The organism is Streptomyces tateyamensis, from assembly GCF_003205575.1.
Taxonomy (GTDB): Bacteria; Actinomycetota; Actinomycetes; order Streptomycetales; family Streptomycetaceae; genus Kitasatospora; species Kitasatospora tateyamensis.
The window spans coordinates 1-19709 of sequence record NZ_PYBW01000042.1; the positions used below are offsets into that span (position 1 = coordinate 1).

The 19709-nt window shown below is 71.3% G+C and carries 11 protein-coding genes; 7 read left to right on the forward strand and 4 right to left on the reverse strand.

All coding sequences use genetic code 11. From position 1 onward, the window contains the following. The first annotated feature begins 127 nt into the window (after window positions 1–127). A complete protein-coding gene (locus tag C7C46_RS13635) occupies window positions 128–1135 on the forward strand; it encodes a sugar ABC transporter substrate-binding protein (RefSeq protein WP_110669278.1) in 1008 nt (335 codons plus the stop codon). Window positions 1136–1309: 174 nt separating this feature from the next. Next, entirely contained in the window at window positions 1310–3694 is a 2385-nt protein-coding gene (locus C7C46_RS13640; protein ID WP_110669344.1) for a non-reducing end alpha-L-arabinofuranosidase family hydrolase, read from the forward strand. A 616-nt stretch (window positions 3695–4310) separates the two neighbouring features. Here the strand turns inward: C7C46_RS13640 and C7C46_RS13645 are convergent. From C7C46_RS13645 to C7C46_RS13660, 4 genes are all read right to left on the reverse strand, one after another. Beyond that, window positions 4311–5870: an alpha-L-arabinofuranosidase B gene (locus C7C46_RS13645; protein ID WP_110669280.1), complete on the reverse strand. Its 1560-nt coding sequence runs from the start codon at window positions 5868–5870 to the stop codon at window positions 4311–4313. 264 nt (window positions 5871–6134) lie between these two features. After that, window positions 6135–8417 carry an alpha-xylosidase gene (yicI, locus tag C7C46_RS13650; RefSeq protein ID WP_110669282.1) on the reverse strand — a complete coding sequence of 761 codons (2283 nt, stop codon included), beginning with the start codon at window positions 8415–8417 and terminating at the stop codon, window positions 6135–6137. A gap of 147 nt (window positions 8418–8564) precedes the next feature. After that, window positions 8565–9548, reverse strand: coding sequence for an acetylxylan esterase (locus C7C46_RS13655; protein WP_110669284.1), 984 nt, complete (start codon window positions 9546–9548; stop codon window positions 8565–8567). 90 nt (window positions 9549–9638) lie between these two features. After that, window positions 9639–12491 (reverse strand): glycoside hydrolase family 3 protein, encoded by a 2853-nt coding sequence (locus C7C46_RS13660; protein ID WP_245984400.1) that lies wholly within the window; start codon window positions 12489–12491, stop codon window positions 9639–9641. Between the two features lie 204 nt (window positions 12492–12695). Between C7C46_RS13660 and C7C46_RS13665 the strand changes: the two genes are divergently transcribed. The 5 genes from C7C46_RS13665 to C7C46_RS13685 all read left to right on the forward strand — a co-directional run bounded on the left by C7C46_RS13665 (window position 12696) and on the right by C7C46_RS13685 (window position 19680). Further along, entirely contained in the window at window positions 12696–14372 is a 1677-nt protein-coding gene (locus C7C46_RS13665; protein ID WP_110669286.1) for an ABC transporter substrate-binding protein, read from the forward strand. Next, complete coding sequence (locus tag C7C46_RS13670; RefSeq protein WP_245984401.1) at window positions 14369–15316, forward strand: ABC transporter permease; 948 nt, start codon at window positions 14369–14371, stop codon at window positions 15314–15316. Before C7C46_RS13665 ends, C7C46_RS13670 begins: the two co-directional genes overlap by 4 nt. Then, a complete protein-coding gene (locus tag C7C46_RS13675) occupies window positions 15313–16284 on the forward strand; it encodes a carbohydrate ABC transporter permease (RefSeq protein WP_110669288.1) in 972 nt (323 codons plus the stop codon). The genes C7C46_RS13670 and C7C46_RS13675 overlap by 4 nt, the downstream gene beginning before the upstream one ends. Before the next feature lie 88 nt (window positions 16285–16372). Further along, a complete protein-coding gene (locus tag C7C46_RS13680) occupies window positions 16373–17881 on the forward strand; it encodes a glycoside hydrolase family 43 protein (protein WP_110669290.1) in 1509 nt (502 codons plus the stop codon). Window positions 17882–17931: 50 nt separating this feature from the next. After that, on the forward strand, window positions 17932–19680 hold the full coding sequence (locus C7C46_RS13685) for a cellulase family glycosylhydrolase (RefSeq protein WP_110669292.1): 1749 nt from the start codon (window positions 17932–17934) through the stop codon (window positions 19678–19680). Window positions 19681–19709: the final 29 nt, after the last annotated feature.

Below are 19709 nucleotides of genomic sequence, written 5' to 3' on the forward strand. Positions count from 1 at the left end.
GCCTCCGGCGAGAAACAGGACTGACGAGGCATCACCTCCAGCGGCGAGGAACCCCCGACTCCCCAGAACGGTCCGTCCCGTGAAGAGACCCCTCAGTGCTCCAGCCGCGGCCATCGGCGGGACCATCATGCTGCTGACCGGCAGCCTCGCCGGCTGCCGACAGACTGCCGCCGCCCCGACCCCTGCCGGTAGCCCGTCCATGAGCATCGGGATCGACATCCCGCGCACCGACACCGCCTTCTGGCAGGTGTACGCGCGGGAACTCCGGCAGGAGGTCAGCGCCGAACACCTCGACGTGCTGCCGATCACCGAGTCCCAGGGGGACGACACCAAGTTGGCGGCCAACGTGAAGGCGCTCGCCGAACACCGGCCCCGGGCCATCGTGCTGGCGCCGCAGAACACCACCACGACCGAGAGCGTGCTGGACGGGCTGCTGGCCAAGCACATCGACGCCATTAGCGTCGACACCGTGCCGGAGAACGGCCAGGTCTACATGGTGGTGCGGGCGGACAACCGTGCCATGGGCACCAAGGCCTGCGAGTTCCTCGGCAAGCAGCTGCACGGAACGGGCAAGGTCGCCGATCTTCAGGGCGCGCAGGACTCGATCAACGGCTACGACCGGTCCCAGGCCTTCGGCTACTGCATGCGCACCGAGTTCCCCGGGATCCAGGTGCTCCCGCTGGCCACCGACTGGAAGGCCGAGATGGCCACCACAAAGCTCCAGTCCACCCTGGCCTCCGATCCGGACCTGGCCGGCCTCTACCTGGAGTCCGGCGGTGCCTTCCTGCAACCCGTCCTGGCCCTGCTCCAGCACGAGGCCGTGCTCCAGCCGGCCGGCCGCCCGGGACACATCGCCATCGTGGCCAACGACGGCACGCCCGCCGAACTCGACGCGATCCGCACGGGCCAGATTGACGCGACAGTCAGCCAGCCGGCCGACCTCTACGCCAAGTACGCGCTGTACTACGCCCGGGCCGCCGCGACCGGTGCGGCCTTCGCCCCCGGCCCGACCGACCACGGGTCCACCATCATCGCCCTCCCCAACGGTCTGGAGGACCAACTCCCCTCCCCCTTGGTGACCAAGAACAACGTGGCCGACCCGGCCCTCTGGGGCAACCACGCAACCGGCGGCTGAGCCCGCTCGGGCGGTCGCGGCCGACCAGAAAAATTTCTCCCTGATCGCGGCAACCTCTACGCGCGCGGCGGCAACTGACGGAAAACCGCGCCGAACCACGGCCCGCTACGTCAGAGGAACAAGCCGTTGCCAGCTCAGAAACGCTCTCACCGCCGCCGTCCGCCGACCCGCCGCCTGATCGCCGCCGCTGTGGTCCTCGCCGCGGCGGGGGCAGCCGTGCCGCTGGTCGCCCAGGCCGCGTTCACGCCGAATGCCGCGGCGCCGACCACACTCGGCGGCGCGGCGGCCGGCAGCGGCCGCTACTTCGGGACTGCGGTGGCCGCGGGCCGGCTCGGCGACTCGACCTACTCCACCGTCCTCGACCGGGAGTTCACCATGGTGACCCCGGAGAACGAGATGAAGTGGGACACCACCGAGCCCTCCCGCGGGTCGTTCAACTTCGCCCCGGCCGAGTCGATCGTCAACCAGGCCTCCGCACACGGCCAGCGCATGCGCGGCCACACCCTGGTCTGGCATTCCCAGCTCCCCTCCTGGGTCGGATCGATCACCGACGCCAATACCCTGCGGGGTGTGATGGACAATCACATCACCCAGGAGATGACGCACTTCAAGGGCAAGATCTATGCCTGGGACGTGGTCAACGAGGCGTTCGCCGACGGCGGCAGCGGCCAGCACCGGAGCTCGGTGTTCCAGAACGTGCTGGGCAACGGCTTCATCGAGGAGGCCTTCCGTACCGCCCGGAACGTCGACCCCGCGGCCAAGCTCTGCTACAACGACTACAACATCGAGAACTGGTCCGACGCCAAGACCCAGGGCGTCTACGCCATGGTCAAGGACTTCAAGTCCCGTGGTGTGCCGATCGACTGCGTGGGCTTCCAGAGCCACTTCGGGGCCGGCGGTCCCCCGGCCGACTTCCGCACCACGCTGTCCAACTTCGCGGCGCTCGGTGTGGACGTCCAGCTCACCGAGCTCGACATCGCCCAGGCGTCCCCGGCCGCGTACACCACCGCCGTCCGGACCTGCCTCGACGTCGCCCGCTGCACGGGCATCACGGTCTGGGGCATCCGCGACAGCGACTCCTGGCGCACCGGCGAGAACCCGCTGCTGTTCGACGGCAGCGGCAACAAGAAGCCCGCCTACAACGCGGTGCTCACCGCCCTGGCCGGCAGCGCCGGCGGTGGTGGCGGCGGCACCTCGGGCGGAGGCCTCACCCCCGGCAGCGTCTACACCCTCACCGACGTGGCCGCCGGGCGGGTGCTGGACGAGTACGCGGGCCAGAACGGCAACGCCACCCCGCTCCAGGTGTGGGACGCCGGCGGGGCCGCCAACCAGCAGTGGCGGGTCGGCCAGAACAGCGACGGCTCCTACACGCTGACCAACGTCGCCAGCGGCCGCGTCCTGGACGAGCCGGGCAACCAGACGGGCAACGGGACGAGGCTGCAGGTCTGGGACTCCAACGGCGGCGCCAACCAGCGCTGGCGCGCCGCCCGGAACGGCGACGGCTCCTACACCCTGACCAACGGCGCCAGCCACCGGGTGCTGGAGGTCCCCAGCGGTCGGACCGGCAACGGCGCTCCCGCCCAGATCTGGGACTCCAACGGCGGCGCCCACCAGCACTGGACCTTCACCCTGGTCGGGGCGACGAGCGGCACCTGTGCGCTGCCCTCCTCTTACCGGTGGTCCTCCACGGGTTCGTTGGCCAAGCCGGGGAACGGGTGGTCGTCGGTGAAGGACTTCACCGACGTGGTCTACAACGGCAAGCACCTGGTCTACGCCTCGGACGTCTCCGGGGCGTCCTACGGCTCGATGATGTTCAGCCCGTTCACGAACTGGTCGGACATGGCGTCGGCCGGCCAGACCGGGATGGGCCAGGCCGCGGTGGCGCCCACGCTGTTCTACTTCGCGCCCAAGAACATCTGGGTGCTGGCGTACCAGTGGGGCCAGTGGCCGTTCATCTACCGCACGTCGAGCGACCCGACCAACCCCAACGGCTGGTCCGCGCCGCAGCCGCTGTTCACCGGCAGCATTCCGGGCTCGGGTACCGGCCCGATCGACCAGACGCTGATCGCCGACGGCCAGAACATGTACCTCTTCTTCGCCGCCGACAACGGCAGCATCTACCGGGCCGCCATGCCGATCGGGAACTTCCCGGGCAACTTCGGCTCGTCCTACACGACAGTCATGAGCGACACCGCGAAGAACCTGTTCGAGGCCCCGCAGGTCTACAAGGTCAAGGACCAGAACCAGTACCTCATGCTCGTCGAGGCCAGGGGCGCGAACGAGCAGCGCTACTTCCGCTCCTTCACGGCCACCAGCCTCGACGGCTCGTGGACCCCGCAGGCCGCCACCGAGGGCAGCCCCTTCGCGGGCAAGGCCAACAGCGGCGCGACCTGGACCAACGACATCAGCCACGGCGACCTGGTCCGCGACAACCCCGACCAGACCATGACCATCGATCCCTGCAACCTGCAACTCCTCTACCAGGGCAAGTCCCCCACCGCCACCGGCCCCTACGACCAACTGCCGTGGCAGCCCGGCGTTCTCACCCTGCAGCACTGACCCGCCCACCCGGCCGGCGCTGAGCCGTCCGGTGCGGTGCGCCGACTCACGGACGTGACAACGGCGGCGGGCCCGCACCCCCNNCCCCCCCCCCCCCCCCGCCCCCACCGCCCACCGCCCGGGGCCGCCCGGCTTCCCCCCCCTGCCGCCCCGCCCCCCCCCCCCGGCCGGCGCGGACCCCCCCGGGGCGGCGCCCCACCACCGGGACGCGACACCGGCGGCGCCCCGCCCCCCTTTCCAGGGGGCGGGGCCGCCGCCGTTGTCACGTCCTCAGGTGACCAGTACCGCTCCCGGTCGAAGTGCGAGGTCGGCCCCCTCCCGCGCGAAGACCGGAATCCGTTCCAGCGGGGCCTCGGCGTCGAGCACCGCCCCGCCCTCCCACCCGCGTCCGGTGAGCGGAGGTGGTAGGACATGGGTGGGGTCCTCGGGGTCGTGGCACGTGGTCAGGTGGGGTCACGCGGTGCGGGGGTCGTGATGCCGAGTGAGAACACGAAGTTCAGGAAGAGCGGGCGGGCTGTTGGCCGGTCGCCTGACGGTGCGCTCCGCAAGGTCGTGCGCACCACGATCGGCGACTACCTGAAGCTGTACCGGCTGGCAGAGGCGCGGCGGCTGCTGGTCAGCTCCAGGCCGCCGTGGTGAGCCAACTGGTGTCCTGGGCCCAGGAGGACGTGGCGTCCCAGGCGTAGGAGCCGCCGTCACCGGCCACGTAGGCGGTGAAGGCGTAGTGGCGGACGTACTTGGCCGGGTAGTTGAAGGACTGGAGGGAGTAACCCGTTCCGCTGTTTCCCGACTTCGGGCAGAAGGTGGCGTCGGCGGCGAACTGGCCGGTCCCGTCGTTGGGATCGAGGTAGAGCTCGAACGCGTAGTGCCGGAGGTAACTGCCGGCCGCGTTGGCCGACTCCAGCGAGATGCAGGCGCTGTTGGCCAGGCCGGCCCGGACGATCCAGGTCGCGTCGGCCTTGTCGGTGGCCGAACTCGCGGAGCTGATAGCGGAGATGACGGCCTTGTTGTCGGCGTCGTCGTGGCGCAGGTAGTCCGAGGTGCAGCAGGCGGTGGTGGCCCGCAGGGAGATCCGCGAGCCGGGCGTCAGCGGGGCCGGCGAGCCGGTGCGGTAGCCGACTGCGGCGATGTTGGCCTGGACCGCGGCGTCGGTGGCGTCGGAGGGATAGCCCTTGACCATGGCCCCCTCGTAGAAGGTGCCCGCGCTGTCGTTGTGGTTGGTCTGGCAGCAGTCGCCGCCGCTGCCGAGGATGATCGCCCCTTGCTTGTGCATGGGGTTGTAGCCGCTGGGCAGTGCACCGCCGTAGAGCTGGGTCAGGCTCCCGGCCTGGGCGTCGGCACCCTTGAGCGCCATCAGCGTGGTGCCGTTGTTCTTGAGCATGGCGGTGACGAAGTCGCTGGTCTCGGAGACCTGGGCCGGGTTCCAGCTCCTGCCGCCGCCGGAGAACAGGCCGTTCTCCAGGTCCGCCTGTACCCACGGCCCGGTCCCGCTGCAACCGCCGAACCAGCACTCGGTGCTGAAGTTGATCGCGTCCATGGCGCCGTTGCCGTCGGCCTTGTGGTCGGTCTCCGTGTTGCCGTAGTCGAAGCAGCAGCCTCCGTTGGCGTGGGTGCCGCTGGTGATCATGTATTCGCCCTCGGGCGAGCTGCCGGTCGGCACGCCCCCGGCCGGGTTGTAGGCGAAGTAGCTGTTGCCGGGGTTGATGTGGAGCGCGTACGCCTTCTGGCCGGCCACGCTCAGGGCTTCCGTGTTCGCGGTGGCCGCCGTATCGGCGCCGCCGGTCCCCCCGGGCCCCTGGTAGACCAGGGTGTTGCCGCCGCCGGTCTGGTCGTAGAGGCGGGTGATGGTGCAGGTGGTGCCCGCGCAGAAGGAGTCCTGCGCGGCGGCGTTGGCGACGCCGCCGGCGGACAGGACCCCGATGTCCTGCGAGGTGCCGTCCGAGGCCCGCTGCACCTGGTACAGCGGGTCGTTGTAGGAGGCGAACAGGGCGCGGGTGGTGCTGTGCGCCGCGACGCACGGCGTGCCGCCGGCGGCGTAGAGGTCACAGGGTTCCTGCGTGGCGGCCTGGGACGGGCCGGCGAGGGCGAGGATGCCGGTCACGGTGAGTGCGAGCGTGACGAGGGAGGCGAGCAGTCTCCTGAGCAGGCGGCGACCAGAGCCTGGGACGGGCAGCATGCATGGACTCCTCTGATCGGTACGGTACCTGAGGCCTCGTCGGCCTTTTGTGAGCGCTAACATCCCAGCGCGACGACGTGGCCATGGTGGCCCAGCCGCATTGCTGCACCAGGAGCGCCCTGCGGCCCTCACTATCAAGGAGCGCGCTCAGCCCGGTCAAGACTCGTGCAGGGCTCATTTGTGAGCGCGAACATTGGATCGGCGACCCGATCGGCCGAGCCTGGGCCGGGTGAACACGCCCGGCGCCGGCCGATCGGTGACGGTTCACGACGGGTACGGGAGGTCCGCCGCCGAGGTGCCCGCCGGGCGGGTGTGCAGCGCACCGTCCGGGCCGCCGACCCGCAGCTGCCACGGGTGCGGGCTGTCGGTGGTCACCCGCAGCCGGTCGCCCTCGCGGCGCAGGCGGAAGACGGCGGTCCGACCGGGGCCCTCGGTCCGCGGGATCTCCACGGTACGCTCGGCGCCGTCGGCGAAGGTGTGCACCCGCAGCTCGACACCGTCCGCCCAGGCGGAGACCGGGCGCTGGTCGTCGGCTGCGAGCGGGATCACGGAGTCCGGGCGGGCCAGCAGCGGCAGCGTGTGGAAGCCGTGCAGCTCCCGGACCCAGCGCGGGCCGATCACTTGACCTCCCGTCAGGAGGTTGGTCCAGCTCCCCTCCGGCACGTAGTACTCCACCGTGCCGTCGTCCGTGAACACCGGGGCGACCAGCAGGTCCTCGCCCAGCAGATACTGGCGGTCCAGGGTGGCGGCGGCGGGGTCTTCGGGGAACTCCAGCACCATGGCCCGCATCACCGGAACGCCGGTGGCGTGCGCCCGCTGGGCGGCGTGCTGCAGGTAGGGGGCGAGTCGGTGCTTGAGCAGGGTGAACTCCCGGGTGACCTCGACGGCCTCCTCGCCGTAGTCCCACGGCACCCGGTAGGACTTGCTGCCGTGCAGCCTGCTGTGCGAGGAGAGCAGGCCGAACTGCACCCATCGCTTGAAGACCGCCGGCGTGGGGGTGCCCTCGAAGCCGCCGATGTCGTGGCTCCAGAAACCGAAGCCGGACAGGCCCAGGGACAGGCCCCCGCGCAGCGACTCGGCCATCGCGCTGAAGTGCGACTCGCAGTCCCCGCCCCAGTGCACCGGGTACTGCTGGCCGCCGACCGTGGCGGAGCGGGCGAAGAGCATGGCCTCGCCCTCCCCGCGCTCCTCGCGCAGCAGCTCGAAGACGGCGCGGTTGTACAGCTGGGTGTAGTAGTTGTGCATCCGCTGCGGGTCGGAGCCGTCGTGCCACACGACGTCGGTCGGGATGCGTTCGCCGAAGTCGGTCTTGAAGCAGTCCACGCCCTGGGCCAGCAAGGTGCGCAGCTTGGCGCTGTACCAGTCCCGGGCGGCGGGGTTGGTGAAGTCCACCAGCGCCATCCCGGGCTGCCACAGGTCCCACTGCCAGACGCTGCCGTCCGGGCGGCGCACCAGGTACCCCGCGCGCCTGCCCTCCTCGAACAGTGCCGACTTCTGGGCGATGTAGGGGTTGATCCAGGCACAGATCCGCAGGCCCCGCGCCTTGAGCCGGGCCAGCATGCCCACCGGGTCCGGGAAGGTGTCCGCGTCCCACTCGAAGTCGCTCCACTGGTACTCGCGCATCCAGAAGCAGTCCAGGTGGAAGACGCTCAGCGGGATGCCGCGCTCGGCCATCCCCCCGACGAAGCGGTTCACGGTCGCCTCGTCGTAGTCGGTGGTGAACGAGGTGGTCAGCCACAGGCCCAGCGCCCAGGCCGGCGGCAGCGCCGGGCGCCCGGTCAGCGCGGTGTAGCGCTCCAGGACCTGCTTCGGGGTCGGTCCGTGGACGAGGAAGTACTCCAGCGACTGGTCCTCCACGCTGAACTGCACCTGACCGACCGACTCGGAGCCGATCTCGTAGCTGACCTTGCCGGGGTGGTTGACGAAGACCCCGTAGCCGCGGTTGGTCAGGTGGAAGGGGATGTTCTTGTAGGCCTGCTCGCTGCTGGTGCCGCCGTCGGCCTGCCAGATCTCCACCACCTGGCCGTTGCGGACGAACGGGGTGAACCGCTCCCCCAGCCCGTAGACCAGCTCGCCGACTCCCAGGGCGAGTTGACCGGTCATGTGGTGCCGGCCGGCCGGGTCGGTGACGAAGCCGGTGCCCCGCTCGCCCACCGAGGTCAGCACCCGCCCGCCGGCGGTGAACTCCAGGCACCAGGGCCGGGCGGTGTCCACCCGGAGCGTCAGGTCGCCGGCGACGAGTTCCACCACCGACCCCTCCCGCCGCACCTTGCCGGTGCCCGCCTCGGCGCCGGCCAGCGCGAACTCCGGGCCGCGGCGCACCGATCCGGCGTGGTGGGTGGTACGCACCCCGATCACGCCCTCGGCCGGGGACCAGCACTCGACGGTCAGCAGTGGGCTGTTGAGGGTGTCACCGCGGCCGGTCACGTGCTTCACCGGGGCGTAGAGCGTCATCCGGTGCTCCTCGGCCCGCACCTCGGCGACCTCGGTCGCGTGGCGCGCGGTGAAGCCGGGGCGCATCAGCCAGTAGCCGTCGGTGAACTTCATCGCGCGGGTTCCTCCGTGGTCGACGTGCTTGCGAAACGGACGGCGCGAGGGAGCAGCGGGATGCGCCGCAGGCTCGTCCGGTACTTCCCGGCCGGTCCCGGGCGGTGCCGCCGGCGCTCGCGGTACCGCCGGCGCCGGCGCCGGCGCTCACGGCTGCGGCACCAGCCCGCGCTCGGCCAGCCAGGCCAGTTGGGCGGGCTGGGTGGAGCCGCAGCCTCCGCTGTGGTCGCCGAAGGGCCACACCGTCATGGTGCGATCCCCGCCCGCGTAGTGGTTGAAGGCGGCGTAGACGGTGGGCGGCGGACAGACCGGGTCCATCAGGGCGGCGCCGAACCAGGCCGGCACGGTGGCGCGCTGGGCGAAGTGCACCCCGTCGAAGTAGTCCAGGGTGGCGAAGGTCTGCTCCACCCGGTCACGGCTGTGCCAGCGCAGGTACTTGACCAGCTCCTGGTACGGGCCGTCCGCACTGGTCTGCGCGCCCTTGCGGAAGTGGCACAGGAACGGGACCTCCGCCATCACCGCCGCCACCTGCTCCCCCGCCAGCGCCGCGACGGCCAGGGCCAGGCCGCCGCCCTGGCTGCCGCCGGCCACCAGGATCCGCCCGGCGTGGAGGCCCGGCAGTTCGGCGACCGCGTCCACGGCCCGCACGCAGTCGCTGATCAGCCGCCGGTAGTAGTACTCCTCGGGCGACTGGATGCCGCGGGTCATGAAACCCTCGCTCCACTGGGTGCCGTCGCCCGCGTAGGGGTCCGGCGTGTCGTGGCCCTGGCCGCGGGTGTCGACCACGAGGTGGGCGTATCCGGCGGCGGACCAGAAGAGCTGCTCGGTGGGCAGGCCGCGGCCACCGGTGTAGCCCTGGTAGCCGACGACGACCGGCAGCGGTCCGACCGCGTCGCGCGGGCGCAGCAGCCAGGCGGCCACCGGCTCCCCGTTCCAGCCGGGGAACCGCACGTCGTCCACCTCGACGGTGCGCAGCCCGTACCGGTCGGTGACCCGCTCGGCCTTGACGGATCCGCCCTGTGCCCGGGCCTCGGCCAGGGTACGCCGCCAGAACGCCTCGAAGTCCTGCGGGACCGTCAGTTCCGGCCGGTAGCAGGCGAGTTCCGTCGGAACGAAATCGGTGAGCGGCATCGGGGATTTCCTTCGGGTGACGGGCGGACGCGCCGGACGGGCGGACGAGCCCGACGAGTGGACGAGCCGGACGAGTGGACGGACGGGCGGTCAGGAGCCGTCGGCGGAGCCGAGCCGGAAGCCGGCGAGGCGGAAGGCGCCGTGCAGGACCAGCGACAGGTCGTGGACGCCGTCCAACGGCGCGGCGAACTCGGCGGTGGCGGTGGTCCACGCGTAGCGGTCCCCGGTGACGGGCACCGCGATCTCGGCCACCAAGCCTTCCCCCGCCCGCAGTTCCAGCCGTGCCGAGGTGGCGCCCGGCACCTCCAGCGCGGTCTCGGCCGTCACCCGGACGGCGCCGGAGAGGTCGACGCCGCGGAACAGCAGGGTGCCCGGACGGCTGGGGTCGGTGGGGGTGACCGCGTCGCCCTCGACCCGGGTGGCGTCGACGATGGTGAGGTCCGCGTGGTCGTCGAAGTCGACGGCCCGGGTGCGGCGTTCGACGACCACGCGGGGGTCGGGGGGCGGCCCGGTCACCGTGAGCGGGGCGGTGCGCAGCGGGTGCCCGCAGGAGCGGGCGACGACGACCTCGTACCCGCCGGGGTCGACCGCGAAGGCGCCGGTGGCCACGTCCCAGTGGGCGAGCTGCCCGGCCGACAGCCGGAACGTCAACTCCCGCTGCTGGTACGGCTCCAGGCGCACCTTGCGGAAGTCGGCGAGCCGCAGCAGCGGGGCCTCGTAGCGGGCGTCCACGGCCCGTACGTAGAGCTGCGCCACCTCGGTGCCGGGCCGCGCACCGGTGTTGGCCAGACTCACCGTGACGTCGACCGCGCCGTCCCGGTCGATCACGGAGTGCGAGAGGACCAGGTCGCGGCAGGAGAACTCGGTGTAGGACAGCCCGTGGCCGAACGGGTACAACGCGGCGGCCCGGTGGTACTGGTAGGTCCAGCCCGCCTTGATGATGTCGTAGTCGAGCCGCGCCGGGAGCGGGTCGTCGCCCCGGTACCAGGTCTGCGGCAGGCGCCCACCCGGCTCGGCCGCGCCGAGCAGCACGGCGGCCACCGCGTTGCCGGTCTCCTGCCCGCCGTGCGAGGTCCACAGCACGGCGGGCAGGTGCTCGTCGGCCCAGTCGAGGGCGTACGGGTAGCTGCTCATCACCAGCAGGGCCGTCTCGGGGCGCGCGGCGGCCACCGCGCGCAGCAGCGCGTCCTGCATCCGGGGCAGCGCGATGTCCGTCCGGTCCTCGGTCTCGCGGCCGTTGACCATCGGGTGGTTGCCGAGGACGACGACCGCCGCGTCCGCCTCGCCCGCCGCGGCCACCGCCTCGGCGAGGCCGTCCCGGACCAGCTCGCGGTGCCAGCGCTCGGCATCCTGCGGGGTCTCGGCGGTGACGGTGACCCGGCCGTCCGCCGGGTCCACGGCCGCGTAGCGTCCGGTGTGCACCGACTGCAGCAGCACGGCGCCGTCCCCGGCCGGCGCCAGCCGGAAGGTCTCGTTGATGAACCAGGTCTTGAGCTGCTCCCGGTCGGCCGCCAGGGTGGCGTCCTCCTTGACGCTCAGGAAGAGCCCGGTGTCCGCGGCGCACAGGGTCAGCACGTCCTGGCCCCACTCGGCCACGTCGAACTGCGTGCCGCGCAGCGGTTCGCCGGTGGTGCGCGAGCGCAGCGCGATCCGGTCGGTGCCGGCCACCCGGACCACCTGGCCGCCGTGCGGGCCCAGGGCCGCGGCGAGGCCGTCCGCGACGGTGACCCGGTAGGGCATGTCGCCGCTGTACCAGTCCTCGCACAGCGTGTCGGCCAGCGGGCCGATCACCGCGATCCGCCGGGTGCGGTCCGGGTCCAGCGGCAGCAGCCCGGTGTTCTTGAGCAGCACCGTCGACCCGATCGCCGCCTCGCGCGCCAGGTCGCGGTGCTCGGGGCAGTCGATCAGCTCCGGTCCGATGCCCGCATAGGGGTCCAGCTCCGGGTCGAACTCCCCCAGACGGAAGCGAAGTTCGAGCTGGCGGCGGACCGCGCGGTCCACGTCCTGCTGGTCGATCAGGCCGCGCTCCAGCGCCTCGCGCAGCCGGCCGACCGGGGTGGCGCTGTCCTCCCCGTGGTCGGTGAAGCTGTCGATGCCGGCCTTGAGCGCCGCCGCGTGCGAGACGGCGTGGTCGTCGAAGTAGTGCTCCGGGTCGACCAGGTTGGACGGGGCCTCGGCGTCGCTGACCACGAACAGCTCGTGCCCGGTCGGGCGGGCCCACCGGCGCAGCTCCTCCTCGATCAGCCCGCTGACGTGGCAGGGGCGGCCGTTGACCAGGTTGTAGGCGGCCATCGCGCCGGTCGCGGCGCCCGAGGCGACGACCGGGCGGAAGGCCGCCAGGTCGTACTCGTGCAGCACCCGCGGGCGCAGTCCGGAGGAGGTGGTGCAGCGGTCGTCCTCGTTGTTGTAGGCGAGGAAGTGCTTGAGCACGGGGGCGGTTCGCAGGTAGGCCGGGTGGTCGCCGGCCAGGCCCCGGCAGAACGCCTCTCCGATCCGGGCGGTGTGTGCGGGGTCCTCGGAGTAGCCCTCCTCGTTGCGGCCCCAGCGCGGGTCGCGCAGCAGGTTCAACACCGGCGCCCAGGCCTGCAGGCTGTGGGCGCTGCTGCCGGTCGACGGCTTGCGGTGGCCGTGCGAGGCGCGCAGCTCGACCGAGGTCGCCTCGCCGACCCGGCGCACCAGGTCCTCGTCCCAACTGGCGCCGAGGCCGACGGCCTGTGGGAAGGCCGTCGCGACCCCCTGCCAGGCGAGACCGTGCAGCGCCTCGCTCCCGGTGCGGAAGGCGGCGAGGCCGAGGCGGGGGACGGCGGGTGCGTGCTGGTGCAGCATGGCGAGCCGCTCGTCCGGCGTGAGCCGGTCCAGCAGGTCGTCGACACGCTTGCGCAGGGGCAGCGCGGAGTCTCGGAAAGGAAGCAGGTCGGCTGCTGACGCAGGCGCGGAACTCACGTGGCAAACCCTTCGAGCGGGTCGGGCGCGGTGACCGGGCGGTGAAACGCTTCGACGCTGACATGATCCCAATGGCCTGTCAATGTCCTTTGCACAGAAGGAATTTGCATTTGTTCAGGGCCTTGCTGAACCAGTAACGCGCCGTTAGTCTCGCCGAAACATCCAAGCGCTTCGACATCCTCTGTGGGGAAGGGCCGGCCCATCATGACCACCGAGCTGAACCGGAGACGGCTGCTGACCGCCGGTGCCTCGATCGCGGGAGCGGTCACCATGGCGCCGCTGCTCTCCGCCTGCGGCGGCGGCGCGCACCAGAAGACGGGTGCGAACACCGCGTCGGGCCTCAAGGCGGCGCTGCCGGCCTACCTGCCGAGCACGGCGCTCAAGCCGGACATCCCGTCCGTCGCGGGCGGCCCCGACGCGGCGACGGACCCCGGCTTCGCCAGCTACCCCGCCTCCCCCGTCGCCACCGTGTCCGGCCCCCCGGGCAGGGGCGGCAGCTACACGGCGGTCACTCCGCTGTGGGGCACCGTGCCGCAGCCCGGCAACTCCTTCTACCAGGCGATGGACAACGCGCTGGGCGTGAACCTCACCATCAAGCCGGCCGACGGGAACAACTACAACACCATCGTCCCGACCATGACGGCCGCCAGGAAGCTGCCCGACTGGGTCAACCTGCCGGCCTGGTGGAACCCCAACTTCAACACCGGCGAGCTGGCCGGGACCCAGCTCGCGGACCTGACGCCCCACCTGTCCGGCGACAACATCAAGAAGTACCCCAACCTGGCCGCCCTCCCCACCGGCGCCTGGCAGGCCGGCGTCTGGGGCGACAAGCTCTACGGCATCCCCTGCTTCGCCACCGGGTTCCCCGCCCCCGGCGCCATCTTCCACCGCCGGGACGTCCTCGAATCGCGCGGGATCACCGCCGACCAGGTGAAGTCCGCCGAGGACTTGATGAACCTCGGCAGGGAACTGACCGACGCCAAACGCGGCGTGTGGGCCTTCGAAGACGTGTGGACCTACTTCTTCACCTCCTTCGGCGCCCCGCGGAAGTGGAAGGTGGACGGCGGCAAACTGGTCCACCTCTTCGAGACCCAGGAGTTCCTGGAAGCCCTCGACTGGCACTACCGCCTGGCCACCTCCGGGTACATGCACCCCGACGCGCTCGCGGGCGACACCAACAGCTCCACCCGCTTCTACGCCGGCAAGTCCCTGATCACTGGCGACGGGACCGGTGCCTGGACGCTCGCCGACTACCAGTCCGGCATCGCGGCCGACCCGAAGTACCGGCGCGGTGCCTTCAACTCCTTCGCCGCCGACGGCAGGAGCAAGCCGGTGCTCTACATGGGCGCCCCCAGCAGCATGATCAGCTACCTCAACGCCAGTCTGAAGCCGGACCAGATCGAGGAACTGCTCGCGGTGGCGAACTACCTGGCCGCACCGTACGGCTCGGCCGAGTACACGCTGGTCAACTTCGGGGTCGAGGGAACCCACTACAACCGGGTCAACGGCGTACCGACCTTCACCGACGAGGGGAAGAAGGACGTCCAGGTGACGACCTACAACTTCCTCGCCTCCAGCCCGGCGGTGATCAGCAACCCGGGCGGCGACGTGGTGACCAAGGACTACTCCGCCTGGCAGGCGGCCAACGTCCGGACCCTGGCCAAGCCGCCCTTCTGGGCCATGAACTACAGCATGCCGCAGGAGCTCGCCGCAGCCGAGGCCGCGCAGGCCGTCAACGACACCATCATCGACTGCTACCACGGCAAGAAGAAGGTCTCCGACGTCCAGGCGGCGGTCTCCACCTGGAAGTCCGGCCAGGGGGACCGGCTCAAGCGGTGGATGACGGAGAACGTCCTCGACAAGTACGGCACGGGCCAGTGAGCACCGCGCGGTCGGGACGCCGGGCGGCGCCCGCGCGGTTGAACTGGCGGATCAGGCTGCGGCGCGACCGGTCGCTGCTGCTGATGACGGTGCCGGCGGTGGTCCTGCTCCTGGTCTTCAACTACGCGCCGCTGTTCGGCCTGATGACCGCCTTCCAGGACTACGACCCGCTGGTGGGGGTCTGGCACAGCGACTGGGTCGGGCTCGACCAGTTCCGACAGCTCTTCGGCGACCCGCTGTTCTGGGAGTCGATGAAGAACACGCTGTACCTGAGCTTCGTCCAGCTGATCCTGTTCTTCCCCGTCCCGATCGCGCTCGCCCTGCTGCTCAACTCGGTCCTCAGCGAGAGGACGCGCAACGTCATCCAGTCCGTCCTCTACCTGCCGCACTTCTTCTCCTGGGTGCTCGCCATCACGGTCTTCCAGCAGATGCTCGGCGGCGCCGGTGTGCTCAACCAGCTGCTGCGCACGCACGGAGCCGGCACCTGGGACGTCATGACCGACCCGCACACCTTCGCCCTGCTGGTCACCTCGCAGGCGGTCTGGAAGGAGGCGGGCTGGGGCATCATCGTCTTCCTCGCCGCCCTCAGCGCGATCAACAACGAGCTGTACGAGGCGGCGGCGGCCGACGGGGCGGGGCGGCTGCGGCGGATGTGGCACGTCACCCTGCCCGGCCTGCGGGGCGTGATCGTGCTGCTGCTGGTGCTGCGCCTGGGCAACGCGCTGTCGGTGGGCTTCGAGCAGTTCCTGATCCAGCGGGTCGCGGTCGGCCACGACGCCTCCGACGTGCTGGACACCTTCTCCTTCTACTACGGCATCGCCACCGGCAACTACAGCTACGGCGCGGCGGCCGGGCTCTTCAAGAGCGTGGTCTCGCTGCTGTTGATCTGGGGGGCCAACCGGTTGGCGCACGCCTTCGGCGAGGACGGGCTCTACCGGAGATGACGAACGTACTCAGCCTCGGCCGCGGCAACCGCAGGCGGCCCGCGACCACCGCCGTCCGACGCTCCGCCCGGCCCGCCCGGCCGCCCTGGCAGGAGCCGCCGACACCGGTCGGCCAGGCCGCCAAGGGCGTGACCCTGGGCGGCGCCGTGGCGCTCGTGCTGGTCCCGCTCTGGATCATCGTGGTGACCAGCTTCTCCACCGCCGGAGCCGTCAACCGGGCCGGCGGCCTGGTGATCTGGCCGGACGGCCTGACCACCGAGGCCTACCGCGAGATGCTGGGCAGCCCGACCGTGCTCACCGCCCTGCTGGTCAGCCTCGGCATCACCGCGGTCGGCACGGTGGTGTCGATGGTGGTGTCGATCCTGTGCGGTTACGGGCTCTCCCGCCCCCGCTCGCTCGGACACCGCTTCATCCTGCTGCTGCTGGTCGTCACCATGTTCGTCGGCGGCGGCCTGATCCCCACCTTCCTGGTGGTCACCGGCCTCGGCGGCTACGACCAGTGGTGGGCGCTGATCCTGCCCAGCGCGGTCTCCGTCTTCAACATCCTGGTGCTGCGCGCCTTCTACTCCGAGACCTCCGGCGAACTGATCGACGCGGCCCGGATGGACGGCGCGGGCGACTGGCGGATCCTGTGGTCCGTGGTGCTGCCCACCTCACGCGCGGTGACGGCCGTGGTGGCGCTCTTCTACGGCGTGGGCTACTGGAACTCCTTCTTCAACGTGATGCTCTACCTGCCGACCGACAGTCAGAAGTGGCCGCTGCAGTACGTCCTGCTCACCTACGTCAACCGGGGCAACGGGCTGCCCGGCTCGGTCAACGCCGGTTTCGGCAGCACGCACGCCCAGACCGCGCCGCTCTCGCTGCAGATGGCGGTGGTGGTGCTCACCCTGGTGCCGCTGGTGATCGTCTACCCGTTCGTGCAGAAGCACCTGCGGACCGGCGTCCTCACCGGCGCGATCAAGGGCTGAGCCGCTTTCCGTCCCGATCAGGAGTCGCCCACCCGCCACCGAGCACCACTCGACACCATCCCCACAGCCCCCGAAAGGACATGACCGCGTGTCAGGCCAGCACCAGGCGGACGGCACCGTCGCCAACCCCGTGATCCCCGGCTTCCACCCCGATCCGAGCGTCTGCCGGGTGGGCGACGACTACTACCTCGTCTGCTCCAGCTTCGAGTACTTCCCCGGCATCCCGGTCTTCCACAGCCGGGACCTGGTGAACTGGACCCAGCTCGGCAACGCCCTGGACCGGCCCGGCCAGCTGCGCCTGCCCCGCACCATGCCCTCCTCCGGCGGCATCTACGCCCCCACCCTGCGCCACCACGACGGCCGGTTCTGGCTGATCGTCACCAACGTGGGCGACGGCGGCAACCTGCTCTTCACCGCGACCGACCCGGCCGGCCCGTGGTCGGACCCGCTGCGGCTGCCCGGGGTGCCGGGCATCGATCCCGACCTGGCCTGGGACGAGGACGGCACCTGCTGGTGCACCGTCGCCGGGGTCAGCCAGGTCCGCCTCGACCCGGTCACCGGGGAGACCTCCGAGCCGCACCAGGTCTGGTCCGGCACACCCGGCGCGCTGGCGCCCGAGGCGCCGCACCTGTACCGGATCGGCGAGTACTGGTACCTGCTCATCGCCGAAGGCGGCACCGAGCGCGGCCACAGCGTCGCCGTCGCCCGCGGCAGCTCGCCGGCCGGCCCGTTCGAACCGTGCCCGGCCAACCCCGTGCTGACCCACCGCGGGACCAGCCACCCCGTCCAGAACACCGGCCACGCGGACCTGGTCCAGGGGCCCGACGGCTCCTGGTGGCTCCTGCTGCTCGGCGTCCGGCCCGGCGGGGGCACCCCCGGGTGGCACGTGCTGGGCCGCGAGACCTTCCTCGCACCGGTGAGCTGGGTCGACGGCTGGCCGGTGGTGGGCGAGCCGTCGCTGGAGCTGCCCGCGCCGCCCTGGCCGATCCGGCCCGCTCCGGCGGAGCCGGCCCGCGACGAGTTCGACCAGGCCGAGCTGCATCCCCGCTGGATCTCGGTCCGCGAGCGCCGCGCCGAGCACTGCACCACCAAGGAGCGGTCCGGCTGGCTGACCCTGAACGCCGCCGGCAGCTCACTGGACGAGCCCGACGCCGTGTTCACCGGCCGGCGCCAGCAGCACCTGTCCTGCCGGGTCCGCACCCTGGTCGACGCCGCCGCCGGGCGGGGCGGCCTGGCCGTGCGGCTGGACGAGCAGCACCACTACGAGATCGAGGCCGGCGACGGCCAGGTGCGCGTCCTCGCCCGGATCGGACCGCTGCGCACCGAGGTGGCGGCCCGACCGCTGCCTCCCGGGCCGGCGGTGCTCGGCGTCGAGACCGCCCCGGCGCCGCGGCAGGGCCCGCGGACCGGCCCCGATCTGCTCTCCTTCGGCGTCGAGGAACCTGACGGCACCTTCACCGTGCTCGCCACCCTCGACGGCCGCTACCTGTCCACCGAGGTGGCCGGCGGCTTCACCGGGCGGGTCGTCGGCATGTACGCCGCCGCCGGCACCGTCCACTTCGACTGGTTCGACTACCGGCCCCAGCCGTTCGCCTGACGGATCGTCATCCCGACCACGGTCTCCCTTCCCCACGAAAGGCACGACACGTGAACGACGCACCGCGGAGCACCCGCCCGAACCGCCGCCGGCTCGGCCGCGCGGCGGCCCTCCTGGTGGCGCTGGCCACCACCGGCAGCCTGGCCGGCGGCACCGCCTTGGCCGCCCCGACCGATCCCGACCGGGCCGGGGGCGGGCCGACCGCACCGGCGCCCCGGGATCCGATGGCCGCCGTGGCCGCCATGCAGCCCGGTTGGAACCTGGGCAACACGCTGGACGCCATCCCCGACGAGACCTCCTGGGGCAACCCGCTCACCACGAAGGCGCTGTTCGACCACATCCGGTCCCAGGGCTTCCGCAGCGTCCGGATCCCCGTCACCTGGTTCCCCCACCAGTCCGACACCGCCCCGTACACCATCGACCCGGTCTGGATGAAGCGGGTCAGGCAAGTGGTGGACTGGGCCATGGCGGACGGCCTCTACGTGGAGATCAACGTCCACCACGACTCGTGGAAGTGGATCGAGTACATGTCCACCGACCACGACACCACCGTGGCGAGGTTCAACTCGACCTGGCAGCAGATCGCCGCGGAGTTCAAGGACGAGCCGCGCAAGCTGCTCATGGAGAGCATCAACGAGCCGCAGTTCAACGACGCGACCGACGCCCGGAAGAGCCAGTACCTGAACGAGCTCAACACCTCGTTCCACGACATCGTGCGCAACTCCGGCGGCCAGAACAAGGACCGCCTGCTCGTCCTGCCCTCGCTGGAGACCAACAACGCCCAGAACCGGCTCGACGACCTGACGACGACGATCCACGCGCTGCACGACCGCAACCTGGTCGCCACCGTGCACTACTACAGCTGGTACCCGTTCAGCGTGAACATCGCCGGCGGCACGAACTTCGACGCCAAGGCGCAGCAGGACCTGACCGAGGGCTTCACCCGCGTGCACGACACCCTCGTCGCCAAGGGCATCCCCGTCTACCTCGGCGAGTACGGCCTGCTCACCGACACCAACTCCGGCTGGATCGAGCGCGGGGAGATGCTGAAGTACTTCGAGGCGGTCGACTACCAAGCCCGGATCAACGGCCTCACCACCGCGCTCTGGGACGCCTACCAAGTCCTGAACCGCGCCACCATGCAGTGGCGGGACCCCGAGCTGGTGGCCCTGGTCAAGGCGTCCTGGACCACCCGCTCGGGCACGGCCTCCACCGACAACCTCTTCGTGCCGAAGTCCGGCCCGATCCCGGCACAGACCATCACCCTGAACACCAACGGGCTCTTCTTCGCCGGCCTGTGGCACGGCGACACCCCGCTGATCCCCTACCTCGACTACACCCTGGCCGGCGACCAGCTGACGCTGACCTCCCGAGCACTCACCCGCCTGGCCGGCGACCGCGCCTACGGCCTCAACTCGACCCTCCAGGTCAGGTACTCCGACGGTGTCCCCTGGCCGCTCAACGTCCGCTCGTTTGACAAGCCGACCGTCACGGACGCCACCGGTACCACCACCGGCCTCACCGTCCCGACCCGCTTCAACGGCGACCTGCTGGCCACCATGGAGGCCACCTACGCGGACGGGACCAACGCGGGCCCGGCCGGCTGGACCCCGTACCAGCAGTTCGGGTACTCCTTCGCCTCCGACTACACCGCCGGCACCACGACCCTGACCTCCGACTTCCTCACCAGCCTCAGGGACGGCGCGCCGGTCAGGCTCACCTTCCACTACTGGACCGGAGCCACCCTCACCTACCAGGTGACCAAGTCCGGCACCACCGTGACCGGCACCGCCTCCTGACCCACCGCCAGGCCACCCCGCCTCGGCCG

Coding starts and splice junctions, on each gene's coding strand:
- C7C46_RS13635 (WP_110669278.1), top strand. CDS start 128: ATGCTGCTGACCGGCAGCCTCGCCGGCTGCCGACAGACTGCCGCCGCC.
- C7C46_RS13645 (WP_110669280.1), bottom strand. CDS start 5,870: ATGCTGCCCGTCCCAGGCTCTGGTCGCCGCCTGCTCAGGAGACTGCTC.
- yicI (WP_110669282.1), bottom strand. CDS start 8,417: ATGAAGTTCACCGACGGCTACTGGCTGATGCGCCCCGGCTTCACCGCG.
- C7C46_RS13655 (WP_110669284.1), bottom strand. CDS start 9,548: ATGCCGCTCACCGATTTCGTTCCGACGGAACTCGCCTGCTACCGGCCG.
- C7C46_RS13665 (WP_110669286.1), top strand. CDS start 12,696: ATGACCACCGAGCTGAACCGGAGACGGCTGCTGACCGCCGGTGCCTCG.
- C7C46_RS13675 (WP_110669288.1), top strand. CDS start 15,313: ATGACGAACGTACTCAGCCTCGGCCGCGGCAACCGCAGGCGGCCCGCG.